The organism is Hyphomicrobium sp., from assembly GCF_041659645.1.
Taxonomy (GTDB): Bacteria; Pseudomonadota; Alphaproteobacteria; order Rhizobiales; family Hyphomicrobiaceae; genus Hyphomicrobium_B.
This window is the reverse complement of record NZ_JBAZXX010000002.1, coordinates 287446-306815: the sequence shown is the minus strand read 5'-3', so window position 1 is coordinate 306815 and position 19370 is coordinate 287446. Positions and strand designations below refer to the sequence as shown.

Below are 19370 nucleotides of genomic sequence, written 5' to 3'. Positions count from 1 at the left end.
ATCATACAATTTTGAAACGAACCCGCCGCAAAGCAAGCAAGGAGTTTCCTAATTGTGAACTCAGGAAACGCTGGGGAGCACTCAATTTGACGGCGGAAAATGCAGCCGCGTGGAAGCCAAATAAGACGGCTGCGCATAAAGACACTCTTGCGACGGCTGTTGCGATGTTTTTTGGCTCGGCGGCCGTCGGTATCTGTGCCGCGCTGTTTTTCTACATACATCCGCGCTTCGATCTCGCCGTCGCGGAACTGCTACATGTTTCAGCGCGCCGCTTTATTGGAAGCGAGTCCGTCTTCTTTCACACGCTCCGCAACACCTTCAGCACGCTGTTTTACATAGTCTGTGTGTTTGCGGGTCTTGGATGTGTTGTCACGGTCAGCACGCGAAAAAGCTGGTTGACGCTGTCCGCTCGCAGTTGGCTCTATCTCGCGGTTTGCCTCCTTATCGGTCCACTGACGATTGCCAATCTTGGATTCAAAGACCATTGGGGCCGCCCGCGTCCGATCAACGTCACGGAATTCGGCGGCAAGAAGGCCTATGAGCCCCCTCTCGCTCGGTCCGATCAATGCGATCGGAACTGCTCGTTCATCTCCGGAGAAGCTTCATCGATCTACATCGTCTGCTTTTCAGCCGCATTCCTTTTCCCCGGCGAAGCAGCCCTCTGGACCATCGCTGGCGTCGTTCTCGGGAGTTTTGCGGGGTTCGTTCGCATGGCGGAGGGCGGACATTTTCTGTCCGACGTCCTTTTCGCCGGGGTATTCATGGCGATGACGGCCGCCGTCATTCACATGCTCTTCGCGATTGTGGCGCGCGATCCTGCTACGACTGGGTGAACCGCACCTCGACGATCAGGCCAGGGGAATTGTCGGAGAGCGTGACGGTCGCGCCGTGAAGTTCTGAGATTGCGGCCACGAGGCTTAACCCAAGGCCGTTGCCGGAAGTCGTGCGGCTCTTTTCAAGCCGGTACAGGCGGCGAAACACTTTCTCCCGCTCATCTCCGGGAATACCAGGCCCCGTATCGCGCACGCGCACGACAGGATGGCCGTCCGCAACGGCGAGTTCGACGCGAATGTCGGCCGGGTCCGAACAATGGACGATCGCGTTTTCCAAAAGATTGAGGAACAGCTGATTCAACAGTCGGCGATCTCCCCGCACGACGACCGGTCCGGCAGTCTGTTGAGCAGGATGCAGGCGATGCTGCCGTTCGTCAGCAACTGCCTCCAAAGCATCGGTGATATTGGTCAGCAGCGCGTTGAGTTCAACATCAACGAATTTGGCTTTTCGAGCGCCGGCTTCGATTTCGGAAATGCGCAACAGCGCGTCGAAGGTCTCGGCAATCCTGTCGATCTCGTCGATCGAGGAATCGGTTGCTTCCTTGTAGGCATCAATGCAGTCGGGTCCGGCCCGGACGGTCTCGAGCCGTTGGCGCATGCGGCTGACGGGCGTACGTAAATCGTGTGCGATATCTACCGAGACCTGCCGCAAATTTGCGAAGAGCCGCTGCAGGCGATCCAGTGTGGAATTGATAAGTGCCGCAACGTGATCAACGTCGTCCGCTCCCGAATCTCGCGGAACGCGTCGCTCAAGGGAGCCACCCGCCACGGCATCGAGCGCTTCCTCTATCTCGACGATCCGCCTCTGCGCTTTGAGGCCAAGTAACCATCCACCGAGGACAGCGCACACCACAGAAAGCCCTATTCCCCACAACAAGCCTTTTAGAAGCAGCCTCTGCGCATCCCGGATATCGCCATTGCCGTCGCCGACGAACAAATAGCCGCCCCTGATCGTCGTCCATCGTCCGATAACCGCGTCGCTGGCTCTGTGAGATGACCAGTTGCCAACCAGTTTCAAATCTTCCCACGGAATTGTTCGCCAGCCATCGAACCGCTGGAGAGAAGCTACATTGCCGGCAAGGCGCTTTTCCGTTTGGTCTATCAGGAAATAGATATCCTCATCCGATTGCGCGACGCGGGCATGCCCCTCGACCATCGTCGTGAGTTCTTGAAAGCCTTCGCTTTCCTCGCCTTCCACATCGATGAGCGTTTTCCTCACTTCATCAACGTGGGCGCGTAAGTGCGCCGCCATCTGCTCGCTGATGGAAAAATAGAGCGCCGTGAATATCGCGACATTCGTCAACGTGACGATCAGCGCGACGAAGCCCGCTAAGCGAAAAGCCGTGCTGCGGGTAAGCCTATTGCGCATCGTCGATCATGTACCCAAGTCCCCTCACGGTGCGGATCAAAGCTACATCCCCGGGCCGGTCGATTTTGAGTCGCAGCCGACTGATGTTCGTTTGGATAATCGACGACTTGGTGTCCAGCTCCAGGCCCCACATTTGCTCCAGGAGCATGGATCGGGTCACAACACGCCCGCGGTTTTGAAGAAGTATTTCGAGCATCTTGAATTCGCGCGGCTGCAAATGAATGATGTCGCCTTTGCGCCGGGCCACGCGCTTCACGAGATCCACTTCCAAAGTTTCGATCTTAAAGACGACCTCTTGCATCGGAGCGGGCGGGCGACGACCGAGAGCCGCGACCCGCGCGACCAGTTCGCCTAACGCGAACGGCTTTACAAGATAATCGTCTGCACCGGACTCCAGACCCTCGATCCGATCCTCGATACCGCCGACTGCGGTTAAAAAGATGATCCCCGCCCGAACCTCAGCGTTTCTGACGTTATGGACGATATCCAGTCCATTGAGGCCAGGAAGCATTCGATCGACGATCAAAACGTCGAAAACACCGACCACCGCCATTTTCAAGCCTTCAACGCCATCGCTCACGGCGACCACGTCATGGCCGTGCTTAACCAGCGTTTCTTGAACGAGCCGAGCCGTTTCCCGGTCATCTTCGATGAGGAGAATTCGCATTTATCAGAAATCGCTGGCTCCGCGCCCAAAAAGGCTCCGATCGGAATTCGGTGTTGAGCTTGGCACAACTGCGACGAGAATCTCACAAATTTGTATTACGGACGAGGTTTGCTTTTTTGGCCCTTGGTTTCAGGAGCCCACGGGCGTTTTCGCGAGCGACACGAGCACCGGCCGAAGATCGGCAGCCGATGTGAGCGGGCTGTCGAACCAAAGACGGGCAATACGGTCGCCGGATGCCAGATCCAATCCTTCGGGATCGAGGGTCGTCAGGCGCCAGCCGTTGGGTTCCGCTCCAGCTCTAATGGCATATCGTTCGATCGCATCCAGATGATCCGTGTTCATATGGGCCACGGCGCCCTCTTCGATTTCGGAAAGCGTCTCAATCCCGTCGAGTGACGTCGCGAGGTCGTCGGCCGTCAGGGCGAACGCCTTTCCAAATCCGCCGTTGAGTGAAGCACGCGTCACCTCAAATCGCCAAAATGAAAAATCGGGAAAGTCGACATATAGGGCAGCCTTTGGATGTCGCCGGAGATACCGGTTCCGATCGTATGTTTGCTCCTGGCCCGGTTGGAGTTGCACAGCGTTACCGATCAACGTCATGCGCGGATGAGCAAGAGGATCGCCTTTGCCTGGTTCGCCGACCAACAACGAGCATCTTCCGTCTGCACTCAGGTTGGTGCAGTGGCCGGAAAGCCGGGAAATGAGAAAAATTGGCGAGCCGTCCATGGCGGTCGCGAGACTGACGCGACTGGCGGAAGGCGAGCCGTCCAATGGGTCCAGAGTCGCCAACGCGCCGTAGCGAGCACTCCGCACGAGCGTCCTGCCGAGCCTCTTGGCCGTGTCGTCCACCGGTTGTAGGACGTCGACTTTCTTCTTGTCCATGCTGCACCCCCTCGATTGACCACGAGTTGCCCCGCGTGGAATTAGGTCCGACCTAAGTCCCGGCTTGTCGGCTTGCGGCCGAACCTACACAAAGGCGGCCGCCGCAGCTATACGGGACGACTCGTATCGCGCCCCGATGCGACCACGAAAAGAGATTGGAGTACTTGAGCCGCATGCATCCCGTCCAAATCTTCGAACTCGTTTTCGTCATGCTGCTTGCGATCCTGGTGCTTCACTGGCTTGCGCTGCGCTTGGGCCTCCCGCCGGCGGTGGCGCTGCTGGTCGGCGGCGGCGCTCTGGCTTTCGTTCCGGGGCTACCGGTCATCGTGCTCGATCCAGAATTTGTGCTCGTGCTGTTTCTGCCTCCGCTGCTGATGGACGGCGCTTATTTCACGGCCCATTCTGAATTCCGTAAGCATCTGGCCGGAGTCCTTTCCCTCGCGTTCGGCGCCGTCGTTTTCACCACCTTGGTTGTCGGCGCTGTCACGCATTGGCTTTTGCCGAACCTGCCCTGGGCGGCCTGCTTTGCGCTTGGCGCCATCGTCTCACCGCCGGACGCCGTTTCGGCGCGCGCCGTCCTGCAGTCGGTGAAGCTGCCGCGACGGCTCTCGACTCTGCTTGAAGGCGAAAGTCTTCTAAATGACGCGACCGGCCTCGTGCTGTTTCGATTTGCCGTCGTCGCGGCGCTGACCGGCACATTCTCCGCAAGTGCCGCCACCGGCCAATTCCTGGTGCTCGCGCTCGGCGGCGTCGCCGTCGGTGTGGTGATCAGTGGCCTTTGGATGCTGCTGCTACGACGCCTCGACGACGAGTATCTCATCATCGCGGCATCCGTGTTGTTGTGTTGGGCCGCTTATCTCGCGGCCGAGGCCGTGCATGTATCGGGCGTCATCGCGACCGTCGCCGCGGGCCTTGTGTTCGGATGGTTCCAGCACACGATCTTTTCGGCCCGCGTGCGTATGCGCGCGCTCGCCTTTTGGCAGGTCATGGTCTTCATCTTCGAAGCCTTCATCTTTATACTCATCGGCCTTTCTCTCCGTGGCGTTCTCGACCGCGTCGGCGGGATCGACGTCGTGTTTCAGCAAATGGCGGTTCCGGTTCTCGCGATCGTGTTGGCCATGACGGGCGCGCGCTTCCTTTGGGTTTTCGGCAGCGACACCGTGCTTTCCATCATCAAGGCATTAGGCGTCGCGCACGCGCGTCCGCTCGGCGCACCGGCGGCGACCGTGCTCAGCTGGGCAGGGATGCGAGGTGTCGTAACGCTCGCGGTCGCGCTGACGCTGCCTGAAACAATCCCGGGACGCGACTTCATGTTGGTTGCGGCGTTCGCCGTGATTCTTGTTACGGTTCTCTTGCAAGGCACGACGTTGGGCGCACTGATCCGACTAATGCGCCTCCCCGAAGACGAGAGCAGCGCCAAGCTCAACGCCTCAGAGGCGGAAGCCGTGATGATGGACGCGCAGAGAAAGGCCGTCGCCACGCGGGCCTATGATAGCGACGGCAAGCTTATCCATCCGCAACTTCTCGAAAGATACACGCGTCGCGCAAACATGGCCGTGAGCTACGCGACCGACGAGGAGGGACACAAGGACCGCGTCAACGCGCACTTCGACGTAATCCTGGCGGCGGTGGCAGCCGGTCGCAAGGAGCTGATGCGATTACATCGCGTCGGCGATATCGACGACGAGACGCTGCATTCCCTTGAAAAAGATCTCGACATCGAAGAAATCGGCGCGTTGGAGGGGCGTGTCTAGGACGAGGGCCACACGCCGTATTCGGCCGCCGCGCAGCGGCGCTAGACCGAATGGCTAGTCCGAGATGCCGGGCCTCGCAACGGGAGATTTTATCTCTCTTTTAATGTGCAATGCTGATCTTTGTTGCGGCGGGTCTCGGGATCATCGCAATGCGTTCCGCATACATAGTCTTGGCCGCATTTGCGGTATCCGTCGCCACCACGGCGGCAAATGCAGGCGAGGCGAATTTGGCCCCGCAGCCGGTGATGCAGAATTTATTCTTGGCGGAATCCGGACCGGTCGATCCTCCGCCAGCCTTCAAACGCTTTTGCATCGAGTCACCCGATGAATGCATTCCGCGCCAGCAAGGAAAAGACTTCGCGGAAAGCGCAAAGCGTCTTGAACAGCTCGACGAAGTGAACCGTCGGATCAACCGTGCGATCGCACCCGAAACGGACATCGAGCACTACGGCATCGAGGATTATTGGACGCTGCCCAAAGACGGCAAGGGCGACTGCGAGGATTACGCCCTATTGAAGCGCCACATCTTGATCGCGTTGGGCTGGCCGACACGCGCCCTCCTCATGACGGTCGTCCGCATCGAGAACGGCGAAGGACATGCCGTTCTTACAGCACGAACGAAATTCGGCGACGTCATTCTCGACAACCGGTCCGACGAGCTTAAGCCCTGGTATCGCACGCCCTACAGCTACAAAATGATCCAGTCGTCCTACGATCCGAAGATCTGGCTCGACCTCGATCCCGATGACGATAGACTCCCGGCATCGATCGCAGTTCCGCAACTTTTATACGATCTGACGCACCCGCACTGAATTTTGAAATCGCGATAATGAGACGACGCCGCACGGCGCACCTCCAGTAAGGCCTGGAAGCTTGCCATTGCGGCTGTGTTCTCACGATAGACTACGTGGCCTAGCTTCGAAATCGAGTCACGTAGGCGAACGCTCATTCTTTGGGATGAACTGGCAATGCAATTGATAACTTTCCCTGGGGCACATAGAAAATAATCCTGCAAAGAGAAAAATTCAGGAGAGAACGCCCTTGATCGTCCGGCCGAAAGCCTCCGTCTTCGACATCCTCTTTGCGGTTCGAGGGTCCATCGCGGGACGGGTGGCGTGGCGATGCTTATTCATCACCGCGCTCGCGTGTTTGATCGTCTTCACGGGCGACTTTCATTTGGAGACGATGACCCACTTTGGCGCCGCGCCATTCGGTCTGATCGGCATCGCGATTTCGATTTTCATGAGCTTCAGGAACAGCGCTGCATACGATCGCTGGTGGGAAGGGCGTAAGCAGTGGGGCGAGCTTTTGGTGCAGGTCCGCTCGCTGTGCCGGGAATTATCGGATCTCGATGCCGAAACCAAAAAGCGCATCTTCATGCCGCTCATCGCGTATGCGAAGGCACTCTCCGCGCGCCTCCGTGGCGAGGATGAAATCGCGGCGGCGCGTCCGTGGGACGTCGCAGTCTCACCCGGACCCAATGTCAGCGACGCCATTCTGAGACAAATCGGAACGGAACTAATAGCGCTCAACACGTCCGGCAAGTTGTCGGATTGGCGCTATTCGTCCGCCGCTATACGCATGAATGGAATTTCAAGCGTCCAGGCCGCGTGCGAACGCATCAAGGCAACCCCGTTGCCGTTCGCATATACGCTCCTTATTCACCGCACGGTTTATCTGTTCTGCGTCTTGCTGCCGTTCGCGCTTGCGCCGCAACTCGGCTGGGGAACTCCGGTCATTGTCGCATTCATCAGCTATACGTTCTTTGGCCTCGATGCGATCGGCGACGATCTCGCCGAGCCTTTTGCGGTCGCCGACAATAGCCTTCCGATCACCTCTCTGGGCAGGGTGCTAGAGCGCGAAGTCATGAGCTTCCTCGAAATGACACCCTTGCCCGAGGAACTGCAGCCGGTCGGATACGTGCTGTCGTGATGGCCGCGCGCTTCGGCCGCTACTTGAACAGCGACGTGAGCGAGAACGACGACGCAACGACGATTGGCGGATTTTCCGCGACCTGCGGATAAGGCTCGTCGATATACGCGTTGACGCCAATCGCGCGTCCGCTCTTGATGAGGGAGGCGATATAGGCCCAGCCTTTCGCCTCCAGGCCGAGGCAAGCTTCCGACATTTCGCCTTTTAGCCGCTCGTGAATTGCGATATTTCCGCGCGACAGGATGGCGGCGGTTTGCCGGGCAGTGAACTTGTCCCGGTTCCAAAGCTTGGTCAGATAAATGCCGGCTACGTTCCGCTTGGTCTTTGGACCCCACGTAATGCGTTGTTCCGCGTTGTTTGCACCGAAAGAATATTCGCCGGGCGGCAGCGGACCGACGGCGCGAGTCGCGAGACAGTCGGGATCGGGATTGTTGCGGCACATCTCGCGCCCCGATATGGCCCAGGCGATGGTCTGCCCGTTCACCTGCGGATCGCTCGAAATGACGAACAGCCGCCCGGTCCGGATCGTGTAACCAAGGCGGAACTTCACGGCGGTGAATGGAACCTCACGGACCACGTCCTCGTAAGGATTGCAGATTTCGCCGCCCGTCAGCTTTCGCGCGTATCCGTTGAGCTGGATCGTGACGAAGTCGACGCCCGGCGCGCAATCCCATTGGGGAAGCGTTTTCTTGTTCGCGATGGAGATGAGCGGGCCGGCAGGGATCTTTGCGGGTGGCTTCGGCGCCGCCGGGATCGGCGGTTTTTCGTCGACCGGTGGAACGAGATTGGCGGATTCTTCCGGTTGCTTTGGCAGACGGCGGATCTGTTCGCACTTGGCTGAGAGCTTCGGTGGGTGGATCTGCCTGACCGCGAGTCGTCGCGCGACGGCGGCGCTCGCTCCAGCCTTGATGTAGGCGACGATCAGCGCCTGCTGAATTTCGATCTGTTCCTGAGACAGCTCGAAGATGCAGTCTTCGTAGATCTGATCGCCGACCTCGCCGAAGAAATCGGCAATTTGGCCAGCCGCCTCGGCCGCTGAGGCTTTTGGAGCGGCCGGGGGAAGTTGCTGCGCGTGAGGGGCGTCGGTGGTGAAGACCATAAGAACGGCCATGACCAGCAGGACCGCAGCCCGGAGCATGTTGGCGGACTGGGCCGCCCGCAACGTTGCGGCGCGTGGCGCGCATCCGCACGCGCTACGCGCGGTTTGCCAGCCGGTCTGGTTCCTCTGCTTCATGGGCTATCCCTAACCCAAGAGTCGGGGCAACAGCGAGGCTATCGGCCAAATTGCGCACATTCGTCTGCCGGGTTGTGCTGCGTGAAAAACATGGATCGGAGGGTGGCAATTGTGATCGTTGGAACCTGCGCGCCAACCCGAATCGGCGCGCAGAATGAACCGTCAGTCCGTCGGGCATCCGAAGATGATGTCATCTCCAGCCGCGATGGCCGCCCCAATGCCCGCGATATCCGCCATACGGGCGCCCGCCCCAATAACGTCCGCGCCAATATGGCCGGCCCCAGTAGCCGTGGCGATAGGGGTAATACCCAGCATAATAGGGATAAGGCCGATAGAACCGCGGAGCGTAATAAGCGACGGCCGGAGCATCGTAATCATCGTAATAGCGACGCGAAACCGGCGGACCTTCGACCACAGGGCCGCGATCGATATAGCCTCCGTTGTATCCATCGAGGTCGGCGGCCTGCGCCGCAACTGGGACGAGGCCAACAACGGCGAGCGCAGACAGTGCGAAAACAAAAGCTTTCATGAGGATTTCTCCCTGGAGAACTTCAATCAGATAACGCCCTGGACCGTGAATGGCTCCTGAACACGTCTTCTCATTGTGGCACGTCTATTTGATGGAAGAAAAATGCTCATCGAATAGCTATCACGGTGAAGAAATGCTGCATTTGGAATGTGAATGCGCGCCGTTGAGAGTTATTTCAAACGCACCGAAAATAACGCGGCGAATTCGAGAGAAACGCTTCTCTCCATTTCGGTGAAATCGACGGGCCGTGAAACCGAGCAAACAACCCTACGCCGGTAAAGCCGATGCAACTTTTCTCGCCTCAAGCTCGGCCAGCGAAAGCGACCACGCACGCTCGCCCCCAATGTGACAGATTGCCGTCGGGCCGATGGGCAATATCCATCTCGCGTCAGAGTGATAGAGAACGAAATGCGCTGGCGGCCCGGCAAGGGGTGTTGCGCCGCAAGACGGCGTAGGTTAACACCGGACGGCGACAAAAGCGCTCGGACTCTCGTGCAAGCGGACGCACTGCAATGATGGATCTGACTACGCAATATTTGCCGATCGCGATTTTCATCGGCGTAGCGTTGCTCATCGGAGCCGCGCTCATGATCGCGCCCTTCCTCGTTGCCGTTCGAAATCCTGACCCTGAGAAGGTGTCGGCCTACGAATGCGGCTTCAACGCCTTCGACGACGCTCGCATGAAGTTCGACGTACGGTTCTACCTCGTATCGATCCTCTTCATCATCTTCGACCTCGAAATCGCGTTCCTCTTTCCGTGGGCCGTCGCCTTGAAAAGTATCGGCGTTTTCGGCTTTTGGTCCATGATGGTCTTCCTCGGCGTCTTGACCATCGGCTTCATCTACGAATGGAAGAAGGGCGCGCTGGAATGGGAGTGATCGTCAAGGACGACGGGCTGCCGGGCCTTATCTTTGATCGCACCTTCGACCGCGTTCGCGAGGGTGCCGCCGCGACACGCGCAACTGCCGCCGATCCGTTCTTTACCGACGTCTCGAACGAACTCGCCGACAAGGGCTTTATCGTCACGACCGTCGACGATTTAATCAACTGGGCGCGCACCGGCTCGCTCATGTGGATGACGTTCGGCCTGGCGTGCTGCGCCGTCGAGATGATGCACACATCGATGCCGCGCTATGACGTCGAGCGTTTCGGTTTCGCTCCGCGCGCCTCGCCCCGGCAGTCGGACGTGATGATCGTTGCCGGCACGTTGACGAACAAAATGGCTCCCGCGCTCCGCAAGGTCTACGACCAGATGCCCGAGCCGCGGTACGTCATTTCGATGGGAAGCTGCGCCAATGGCGGCGGCTACTATCATTATTCCTATGCCGTCGTCCGTGGCTGCGATCGCATTGTGCCGGTCGACGTCTATGTGCCTGGCTGCCCGCCGACCGCCGAGGCGTTGCTTTACGGAATTCTCTTGCTGCAGCGGAAGATACGCCGTACCGGCACCATCGAACGCTAGGCACAATTGAAAGTCGCCAAGGCCGGCGTCGCCGGTCGTCTCGGGAGTTTGTCGGCCGATGACGGATTTGACCGCGTTGCAGGATGCCGCGAAATCGGTTGCGGGCGACGCCCTGCGCCGCGCGGCCGTCGCCTACGATGAATTGACGATCACGGTCGCCCGCGAAAATATTATCGACGTGCTGACCAAGCTGCGCGACGATCCGAAATGCCTTTTCGAAATCCTGATCGATATTTGCGGGGTCGATTACCCTGAGCGCGCCGAGCGCTTCGATGTCGTCTACCATCTGTTGTCGCCGCGCCTCAATCAGCGGCTCAGGGTCAAGATCTCGACGGACGAGGCGACGCCGGTCGCAAGCGTCAACGACGTGTTTCCGGCCGCCAATTGGTATGAGCGGGAGGCCTACGATCTGTATGGCATCCGGTTCACAGGCCACCCCGACCTCCGCCGGATCCTGACCGACTACGGCTTTCAGGGCCATCCGCTGCGGAAGGATTTCCCGCTGACGGGTTATGTCGAAGTCCGATACGACGACGAAAAGAAACGCGTCGTCTATGAGCCCGTAAAGCTCACCCAGGAATTCCGCGATTTCGATTTCGAAAGCCCATGGGAAGGTCCGACTAACGTTCTCCCGGGCGACGACAAAGCCGGTGCGAAGTCATAAATCCCGCATCTGATGTTTCGCATTAAATGTTCGTTGGTCTTGTCTTGTCATCCAGTCGATCGGCAGCGTTTCTTGAAGCTTCCAGGTCAGAACCGGATCTTGCGTTTGTCGATGTTCGGGTCGAGCCTCGTTTTTGCCAGCGTCCGGCAAAAAAATGCATCGGAGGTTCGAAATGGCAGTGATGCATAGGACCCACGTAGCAATGGAGTTGGAGCTAAGCGTCGCCGTCGCCGCAACGACCATGATCGTGGCCTTCATCATCGACTGGCCACGGGCGCTCATCGGGCTGGCGCTTGGCGTCATCTGCCGCTTCCTGCCTTATGGCACCATCGTCGTTCCATTGGGGGCCGTCGTCGCCTCCGCGCTGGCCGAACTTTTTTACGCTTGGTTCGACCGTGTCTCGGAGCCGCATTTCTGGAACTTTTTCATCGGCATCTTTGCCGTGGCTGGAACGGCGGCCAGCCTCTATATTACGACGCGCAACCTGAAAGACAGGCTGTGAGGCGTCGAGCATGAAAAACACGCTCCAACCCGGCGCGAAGACGCAATTCGCCTATCGTATCCCCGCGACCAAGACCGTGCCGCAGCTCTACCCCGAGGCACACGAATTCCAACTCATGCCGACAGTGTTCGCCACCGGCTTCATGGTCGGGCTCATGGAATGGACGTGCCTCCACATTCTTACGCCTCACCTGGATGACGGGGAGGGGTCGCTCGGCATTCACATCAACGTCTCACACCTCGCGGCCACAGTCCCCGGTCAAACGGTGACGGTTGATGCCGAGTGCACAAAAGTCGCTGGCCGCCGATTGTATTTTCATGTCAAAGCCCATGACGGTATGGATCTGATTGGCGAAGGCGAGCATCAGCGTATGGTCGTCAACTGGGAAAAGTTCGAGCAGCGGGTCAACGAAAAGGCGAAGATCGCCAGGCTTGCACCCATTACGCGCGGGACCGTTTGAACATGGCCGAGACCGAGATCCGCAACTTCAATATCAACTTCGGGCCGCAGCACCCGGCGGCACACGGCGTGCTTCGACTCGTGCTCGAACTTGACGGCGAGGTCGTCGAGCGCGTCGACCCGCACATCGGCCTGCTTCATCGCGGCACCGAGAAGCTCATCGAGCATAAAACCTATATGCAGGCGATCGGCTATTTCGACCGCCTCGATTACGTCGCTCCGATGAACCAGGAGCATTCGTTCTGCTTGGCCGCCGAAAAGCTCCTCGGCCTTGAGGTTCCGCGCCGCGGCCAGCTCATCCGCGTGCTCTATTCCGAGATCGGGCGCCTGCTCTCGCATCTCTTGAACGTCACCACGCAGGCGATGGACGTCGGCGCTTTGACGCCGCCTCTCTGGGGCTTCGAAGAGCGCGAAAAGCTCATGGTCTTTTACGAGCGCGCGTCGGGCTCGCGGATGCACGCCAAATATTTCCGCATGGGCGGTGTCCACCAGGATCTGCCCGAGAAGTTGATCGACGACATTTACGCATGGTGCGATCCCTTCCTGAAGGTCGTCGACGATATCGATGGCCTGCTGACCGAGAATAGAATTTTCAAGCAGCGCAACGTCGACATCGGCGTCGTCTCGCTCGAAGAAGCTTTCGCATGGGGCTTTTCCGGAGTGATGGTGCGCGGTTCAGGCGCCGCCTGGGATCTGCGCAAATCGCAACCCTACGAGTGCTACGCCGAACTCGATTTCGATATTCCGATCGGCAAGAACGGCGACTGCTACGATCGCTATCTCATCCGCATGCAGGAAATGCGCGAAGCGACCAAGATCATGAAGCAGTGCTGCGAGCTGCTGAAGTCGGCGGGCGGGCAAGGCCCGCATGTCGCCCAGAACAAGAAGGTCGTTCCCCCGACGCGCGGCGAGATGAAGCGCTCGATGGAGGCGCTGATCCATCACTTCAAACTCTACACCGAAGGCGTTCATGTGCCGCCGGGCGAAGTCTACGCCGCGGTCGAAGCGCCAAAGGGCGAATTCGGCGTTTATCTGGTCGCCGACGGCTCGAACAAACCATATCGCTGCAAAATTCGCGCACCGGGCTTTCCGCATTTGGCCGCCATGGATCACATCAATCGCGGTCACATGCTGGCCGACGTCTCGGCGATCCTCGGCTCGCTCGATATCGTCTTCGGTGAAATCGATCGCTAACGCGTCATGGCCCGTGTGATCGAGACGTCTGTGCTGATCAAGGCGCCTCCATCGCGCGTTTGGTCGGTCCTGATGGACTTCGCTGCCTATCCATCATGGAATCCCTTCATCCGCAGTCTCTCGGGCGAAAAGCGGGTTGGGGCCAGCTTGGAAGTTGTCATCGCCCCGCCCGGCAGCAAGCCTCAGACGTTCAAGCCAGTTGTGATTGAACTCGTGGCCGAGCGTGGCTTCGGTTGGCGCGGCGCGCTCCCGATTCCCGGGCTCTTCGCGGGCGAACATCGTTTTGCGCTGGCCGAAGAAGCCTCCGGCACGCGCTTCACGCAGTCGGAAGCGTTTTCCGGGCTTTTGGTGCCGATTTTCGGGAGCATTCTCGAGGCAACGCAACGCGGTTTTCGCGCCATGAATGACGAACTGAAGGCGCGATCCGAAAACCAATGATTTCGAGATTGCGAAGGTACGGCTGGCGCCGGCCGCAAAGCCCTGGCAGATTGGAACAGCGTTTGAAGCGGAGAGAAAGAAGGAGCGCGTTATGCTTCCCGGTGCAGCCCCGATGGTCGACAACCTCTTTCTGCTGGCGATTGCGGCGCTCGGATGGAGCTTGAGCCTCGCGACCTACCGGCTGTTCGCGCGAACGCGAGCTTGGCCCATGGGAGCGCTTCAGGCCGATCTTCCGTTCGTCCCAGTTCTTATCGGCCTCTTCGGGCTCTTCTCCGCGCTGTTGTTTGCGACCGCGCGTGGCGCCGACGACGGCGGATGGGTGATCATAGTGCTGGGACTTCTGTTTGCGGCTCTCTGGACGGGCTTCCTCCGCGTCGGCTCTCAGATCTCGCTATTCCTGGCGCCGATCGCGACGTTCCTTTTGCTGCTCGGTTGGCTCGCCGTGCCGCTCGGCTTTTCTGAGCGCAGATGGGCGACGGAGAAGCCGACGGAGACGCTGCAGCGGCGCGGAATTCTGCCGTCGGAGTCCTCGACGTCTCCTCCAACGACCGCTCCCTGATGGGCCGCGCGTATCGTCGCACCTGAACGCTGATGACGATCACGACTTGTCACGTGTGACAGATCGACAAATGCTTGCTTTGCTCGCGCGATCCTCGTACTGGACCGCATAAGCAAGAGAGAGTTAATGTCGCTGCCTGGAACGGCGCGGAATAACTCGGGCAAGCGGTCTCATCTGCCGTTCGCTCGTTATATTTCGGCGGCATAGGATTGATGTTCGAGGGAGCCGTGAATGGCCGTTCGCCGACTGAATCCTGAGCAACCTGCCCAATTCGTTTTCACTGCCGAGAATCTCGGGTGGGCGCGCGAGACGATCGCCAAGTATCCCGAAGGCAAGCAGGCATCAGCCATCCTCCCGCTGCTATGGCGGGCGCAGGAGCAAGCCGGCGGCTGGCTTCCTGAACCGGCGATCAGGCTGGTCTGCGATATGCTGGATATGGCCCACATTCGCGGCATGGAAGTCGCGACATTCTACACGATGTTCCAGTTGTCGCCGGTCGGCAGCAAGGCCCATATCCAGGTTTGCGGCACGACGCCGTGCATGCTGCGTGGTTCAGGCGATCTCGTCGCTGTTTGCAAGGATCGCATCAACGGTCACGCCCACGAAACCAACGCCGACGGCACCCTGTCGTGGGAAGAGGTTGAATGTATCGGCGTCTGCGCCAACGCCCCAGTCGTGCAGGTCAATAAGGATACCTTCGAAGATCTGACGCCCGAGCAGCTGAACGCGATCCTCGACGGTTTTCTTGCCGATCGGAAGCCAACGCCCGGCTCGCAGATCGGCCGCACCGCGTCGTGCCCGATTACCGGGCCGACCTCTCTGACCGATCCGACGCTGTACGATGGTTCGACGATTGGCGCCTGGAAAAAGCGCTTCGAGGAAACGTCCGACACTTCGCTCGACAAGGCGCAAGAAACCGCGCCGCCATCCGCTCTTGCGTCGCCGGCGCACAAGGAGCAGGTCGCGACCGGTACATCGCCGGCTTCGCCCGCCAACGCGCCGACCGGCGCACCGCCTATCCATCCCGCAGCGTTGACCGCGATGGCGAATGCCGGTCTCGTCAAGGAGCTTGAGGCGCGCGGCGACGGCAAGCCGCTCTCCGCAGGCGAACTCAGCAAGATCAAGTCGGACATGATCCGCGACCGGGCGATCGCGGCCGCGGCAGCAGCATCGGCCGTTTCCGACGCGACCGACGAACCCGAACTCTTGCCCGAACTCTTGAAGGAACCGCGTGGCGGCGCCGCCGACGATCTCTCGCTCATCTGGGGTGTCGCCGATAAGATGGCCGAGAAGCTCCACGCGATGGGGATCTGGCATTTCGATCAGATCGCCAAGTGGACGCCAGAAAATATTACATGGTTCGAAAGTCAACTTGACGGGTTCAAGGGTCGCGTTACGCGTGACAAGTGGATCGAGCAGGCGCAGAAGCTTGCCTCGGGATGGCGTCCGGACAGTAAAGCCGGCGAAAGGCCGAAGGGGTAGCGCGCATGTTGCATGATCGCGACCGGATTTTCCGCAACATCTACGGCTTTCACGATGTGAGCCTCAAGGGCGCGCAGAGCCGAGGTGTGTGGGACGGCACGAAATTCTTTATCGACAAGGGCCACGATTACATCATCGACGAGATGAAGAAGTCGGGCCTGCGTGGACGCGGTGGCGCTGGCTTCCCGACGGGTCTCAAGTGGTCGTTCATGCCCAAGGCCGATGCGCGGCCGAGCTACCTCGTCATCAACGCCGACGAGTCGGAGCCTGGTTCCTGCAAGGACCGCGAAATTCTCCGTCACGACGCGCATCTTCTTATTGAAGGCGCGTTGCTCGCGTCGTTCGCGATGCGTGCCCACACGAGCTACGTCTACGTGCGCGGCGAATACATCCGCGAGCGCGAGGCGCTTCAGCGCGCCGTCGATGAAGCCTATGCTGCCAAGCTCATCGGCAAGAACAACATCCACGGCTGGGACTTCGACCTCTACGTCCATCACGGCGCCGGCGCGTACATTTGCGGCGAAGAGACGGCGATGCTCGAAAGCCTCGAAGGCAAGAAAGGCCAGCCGCGCCTCAAGCCACCATTTCCAGCGAACGTCGGCCTCTACGGTGCGCCGACGACCATCAACAACGTCGAAAGCATAGCCGTCGCCGGGGAAATCCTTCGGCGCGGATCGGCGTGGTTCGCGGCGCTCGGAAAGCCGAACAACACGGGCACCAAACTTTTCCAAATTTCGGGCCACGTCGAGCGGCCGTGCGTCGTCGAAGAAGAAATGGGCATTCCGCTCAAAGAGCTGATCGACAAGCACTGCGGCGGCATTCGCGGCGGCTGGGATAATCTGCTTGCCGTCATTCCCGGCGGCTCGTCCGTTCGCTGTATTACGGCCGAGCAGGCCGAAGCCGTGACGATGGATTTCGACGCCCTCGGCAAGCTCGGCTCGGGTCTCGGCACCGCCGCCATAATCGTCATGGACAAATCGACGGACATCATCGGCGCCATCCGCCGCCTCGCGTACTTCTATAAGCATGAGAGTTGCGGCCAGTGCACACCCTGCCGCGAAGGCACCGGCTGGATGTGGCGCGTGCTCGAACGCATGGAGCGCGGCGAAGCCGAAAAGCGCGAGATCGATTTGCTTCTCGATGTCACGAAGCAGGTCGAGGGGCACACCATCTGCGCGCTGGGCGACGCGGCGGCTTGGCCTATCCAGGGCCTGATCAAGAACTTCCGCCCAGTGATCGAGCAGCGCATCGACGATTATCAGGCGAAACACACGCGCGTGGCAGCGGAATAGGCGGCGGATAAGAGCGATGCCAAAGCAACTCATCGTCGACGGCACACCGATCGAGGTCGAAGACGGCACGACCTTGATGCACGCTTGCGAGTTGGCGGGTTCTGTCATTCCCCGCTTTTGCTATCACGAGCGTCTGTCGATCGCCGGTAACTGCCGCATGTGCCTCGTCGAGGTGCAGGGCTCTCCGAAGCCGGTCGCGTCCTGCGCGATGCTGGTCAACGATCTACCGCCGAACAAGGATGGTTCGGCGAAGATCGTCAGCACCTCGTCTCCGATGGTCAAGAAGGCGCGGGAAGGGGTGATGGAGTTCCTCCTCATCAATCACCCGCTGGATTGCCCGATCTGCGATCAGGGCGGCGAATGCGACCTGCAAGACCAGGCGATGGCGTTCGGCGTCGGCGGTTCGCGCTACCACGAGAACAAGCGCGCCGTCGAAGAGAAGCACATCGGCCCGCTGATCAAGACCATGATGACGCGGTGCATCCACTGCACGCGCTGCGTCCGCTACATGACCGAAGTCGCGGGCGTCGAAGAACTCGGCCTGATCGGCCGCGGCGAAGATGCCGAAATCACCACCTATCTCGAACACGGTATCATGTCGGAGATGAGCGCCAACGCCGTCGATCTCTGCCCGGTCGGCGCCCTGACCCACCGGCCGTGGGCCTTCAGCGCCCGCCCCTGGGAAATGGAAGCCGTCGAGACGATCGACGTAATGGACGCTGTCGGGTCCTCCGTCGTCGCAGACGTGCGCGGCGCGGCGGTCATGCGCATCCTTCCGCGCAACAACGACGCCGTGAATGAGGAATGGATTTCCGACAAGACGCGGCACGTTTCGGACGGCCTCAAGACGCAGCGCCTGGATCAGCCCTACATCAAGAAGAACGGCCGCTTCGAGGCCGCGAGCTGGGATGACGCGCTGAACCTCGTCGCCGGAAAGTTAAAGGCGGCCACGGCCGATAAGATCGGCGCCGTCGCCGGTGACCTCGCAGGCGCCGAGGAGATGTTTGCGCTGAAGGATCTCCTCACTCGCTTCGGCGCAGCGTCGCTTGATTGCCGCCAGGCAGGCGATAAGCTCGATCCGAAGCTCGGCCGCGCCAGCTATCTCTTCAATTCGAGCATCGAAGGCATCGAGCAGGCGGATGCCATTCTGCTGGTCGGCGCCAATCCGCGCATCGAAGCGACGGTTCTCAACGCCCGCATCCGCAAGCGCTGGCGATCGGCCCCGACAAAAATCGCGCTTGTCGGTGCAAAAGTCGATCTCACCTATCCCTATGAATATCTCGGCGCCGGTCCCGATACTTTGTCGGACATTGCCAACGGCCGGCATCCTTTCGCCGATGTTCTGAAGGCGGCTGCGAAGCCGATGGTCGTTGTCGGCGAGGGAGCGTTCGCGCGCGCCGACGGCCTCGCCGTCCTCTCGCTCGCGGCGCGCATTCTGCTCGCGGCTTCCGCCGGAAAAGACGCGAGTTGGAACGGCTTCAACGTTCTTCATACCGCCGCTGCCCGCGTCGCCGGTCTCGATCTCGGCTTCGTGCCGGGCAAGGGCGGTAAGGACATCTCCGGCATCCTCGGACCTGATACCGAGTTTCTTTATCTTCTCGGCGCCGACGAATGCGATCTCTCGCATCTCGGTCCATCAGCCTTCGTCGTCTATCAGGGAACGCACGGCGACAAAGGCGCGGAACGTGCCGACGTCATTCTGCCCGGCGCCGCCTACACCGAAAAGAGCGCGACGTTCGTCAATGCTGAAGGCCGCACGCAACAGACGGCGAAAGCCGTGTTCCCGCCGGGCAATGCCAAGGAGGATTGGACGATCCTCCGCGCCTTGTCGCAGCGTGCGGGCGCGACGCTTCCCTATGACAATCTGAAAGAACTGCGCGCCGCGATGTACCGCGCGAGCCCGCAGCTCGCCGCGCTCGATACCATCGAGCAGCGCGTCGCCTCGGGTCTCGAAACGCTCGCCAAGCTTTCAGGCCAGACGTCGTCCGAGCCGTTCGCTCCGGCCATCGCTGATTTCTACCTCACGAACGCCGTCGCGCGCGCGTCAGCCGTCATGGCCGGAATGAGCGCGCTGAAATCGTCCAGCAACCAGAAACTCAACGCAGCGGAATAGGGACC

20 protein-coding genes are annotated in these 19370 nt (G+C 59.9%); 15 read left to right on the top strand and 5 right to left on the bottom strand.

All coding sequences use genetic code 11. The annotated features are described in order from the left end of the window. Positions 1-86 precede the first annotated feature (86 nt). Positions 87-833 (top strand): phosphatase PAP2 family protein, encoded by a 747-nt coding sequence (locus WC811_RS06525; protein WP_372642228.1) that lies wholly within the window; start codon positions 87-89, stop codon positions 831-833. Here WC811_RS06525 and WC811_RS06520 read toward each other — a convergent pair. From WC811_RS06520 to WC811_RS06510, 3 genes are all read right to left on the bottom strand, one after another. Next, positions 820-2202, bottom strand: coding sequence for an ATP-binding protein (locus WC811_RS06520; RefSeq protein WP_372642226.1), 1383 nt, complete (start codon positions 2200-2202; stop codon positions 820-822). The genes WC811_RS06525 and WC811_RS06520 overlap by 14 nt on opposite strands. Then, complete coding sequence (locus WC811_RS06515; RefSeq protein ID WP_372642224.1) at positions 2192-2869, bottom strand: response regulator transcription factor; 678 nt, start codon at positions 2867-2869, stop codon at positions 2192-2194. Before WC811_RS06515 ends, WC811_RS06520 begins: the two co-directional genes overlap by 11 nt. A gap of 129 nt (positions 2870-2998) precedes the next feature. Further along, on the bottom strand, positions 2999-3751 hold the full coding sequence (locus WC811_RS06510) for a HugZ family protein (protein ID WP_372642222.1): 753 nt from the start codon (positions 3749-3751) through the stop codon (positions 2999-3001). A gap of 173 nt (positions 3752-3924) precedes the next feature. On the opposite strand from WC811_RS06510, the gene WC811_RS06505 reads away from it, so the two are divergent. The 3 genes from WC811_RS06505 to WC811_RS06495 all read left to right on the top strand — a co-directional run bounded on the left by WC811_RS06505 (position 3925) and on the right by WC811_RS06495 (position 7437). Continuing rightward, positions 3925-5505 carry a Na+/H+ antiporter gene (locus tag WC811_RS06505; RefSeq protein ID WP_372642220.1) on the top strand — a complete coding sequence of 527 codons (1581 nt, stop codon included), beginning with the start codon at positions 3925-3927 and terminating at the stop codon, positions 5503-5505. A gap of 149 nt (positions 5506-5654) precedes the next feature. Further along, positions 5655-6317, top strand: a complete 663-nt coding sequence (locus tag WC811_RS06500) for a transglutaminase-like cysteine peptidase (protein ID WP_372642218.1) — start codon at positions 5655-5657, stop codon at positions 6315-6317. A 229-nt stretch (positions 6318-6546) separates the two neighbouring features. Continuing rightward, the gene (locus tag WC811_RS06495) at positions 6547-7437 is read left to right on the top strand and encodes a bestrophin family protein (RefSeq protein WP_372642216.1); all 891 of its coding nucleotides are present in this window, start codon (positions 6547-6549) and stop codon (positions 7435-7437) included. 19 nt (positions 7438-7456) lie between these two features. Here the strand turns inward: WC811_RS06495 and WC811_RS06490 are convergent, their stop codons facing one another. Both WC811_RS06490 and WC811_RS06485 read right to left on the bottom strand, forming a co-directional pair. After that, positions 7457-8671: a DUF2778 domain-containing protein gene (locus WC811_RS06490; RefSeq protein WP_372642214.1), complete on the bottom strand. Its 1215-nt coding sequence runs from the start codon at positions 8669-8671 to the stop codon at positions 7457-7459. 190 nt (positions 8672-8861) lie between these two features. Beyond that, positions 8862-9200: a hypothetical protein gene (locus WC811_RS06485; RefSeq protein ID WP_372642212.1), complete on the bottom strand. Its 339-nt coding sequence runs from the start codon at positions 9198-9200 to the stop codon at positions 8862-8864. Between the two features lie 512 nt (positions 9201-9712). Between WC811_RS06485 and WC811_RS06480 the strand changes: the two genes are divergently transcribed. From WC811_RS06480 to nuoG, 11 genes are all read left to right on the top strand, one after another. Next, the gene (locus tag WC811_RS06480) at positions 9713-10078 is read left to right on the top strand and encodes an NADH-quinone oxidoreductase subunit A (RefSeq protein WP_372642210.1); all 366 of its coding nucleotides are present in this window, start codon (positions 9713-9715) and stop codon (positions 10076-10078) included. Further along, positions 10069-10662 (top strand): NADH-quinone oxidoreductase subunit B family protein, encoded by a 594-nt coding sequence (locus WC811_RS06475; RefSeq protein ID WP_372642208.1) that lies wholly within the window; start codon positions 10069-10071, stop codon positions 10660-10662. The genes WC811_RS06480 and WC811_RS06475 overlap by 10 nt, the downstream gene beginning before the upstream one ends. 58 nt (positions 10663-10720) lie before the next feature. Continuing rightward, positions 10721-11326: an NADH-quinone oxidoreductase subunit C gene (locus WC811_RS06470; protein WP_372642206.1), complete on the top strand. Its 606-nt coding sequence runs from the start codon at positions 10721-10723 to the stop codon at positions 11324-11326. A 172-nt stretch (positions 11327-11498) separates the two neighbouring features. Then, positions 11499-11828, top strand: a complete 330-nt coding sequence (locus WC811_RS06465; protein WP_372642204.1) for a hypothetical protein — start codon at positions 11499-11501, stop codon at positions 11826-11828. 10 nt (positions 11829-11838) lie between these two features. Continuing rightward, positions 11839-12288, top strand: coding sequence for a thioesterase family protein (locus WC811_RS06460; RefSeq protein WP_372642202.1), 450 nt, complete (start codon positions 11839-11841; stop codon positions 12286-12288). Between the two features lie 2 nt (positions 12289-12290). Beyond that, the gene (locus tag WC811_RS06455; protein WP_372642200.1) at positions 12291-13481 is read left to right on the top strand and encodes an NADH-quinone oxidoreductase subunit D; all 1191 of its coding nucleotides are present in this window, start codon (positions 12291-12293) and stop codon (positions 13479-13481) included. A 6-nt stretch (positions 13482-13487) separates the two neighbouring features. Continuing rightward, positions 13488-13919, top strand: a complete 432-nt coding sequence (locus WC811_RS06450; RefSeq protein ID WP_372642198.1) for an SRPBCC family protein — start codon at positions 13488-13490, stop codon at positions 13917-13919. A gap of 91 nt (positions 13920-14010) precedes the next feature. After that, entirely contained in the window at positions 14011-14478 is a 468-nt protein-coding gene (locus tag WC811_RS06445) for a hypothetical protein (RefSeq protein WP_372642196.1), read from the top strand. Between the two features lie 231 nt (positions 14479-14709). Further along, positions 14710-15960 (top strand): NADH-quinone oxidoreductase subunit NuoE, encoded by a 1251-nt coding sequence (gene nuoE, locus WC811_RS06440; protein ID WP_372642194.1) that lies wholly within the window; start codon positions 14710-14712, stop codon positions 15958-15960. 5 nt (positions 15961-15965) lie between these two features. After that, a complete protein-coding gene (gene nuoF, locus WC811_RS06435) occupies positions 15966-17252 on the top strand; it encodes an NADH-quinone oxidoreductase subunit NuoF (protein WP_372642192.1) in 1287 nt (428 codons plus the stop codon). 16 nt (positions 17253-17268) lie between these two features. Continuing rightward, entirely contained in the window at positions 17269-19365 is a 2097-nt protein-coding gene (gene nuoG, locus WC811_RS06430) for an NADH-quinone oxidoreductase subunit NuoG (protein WP_372642190.1), read from the top strand. Positions 19366-19370: the final 5 nt, after the last annotated feature.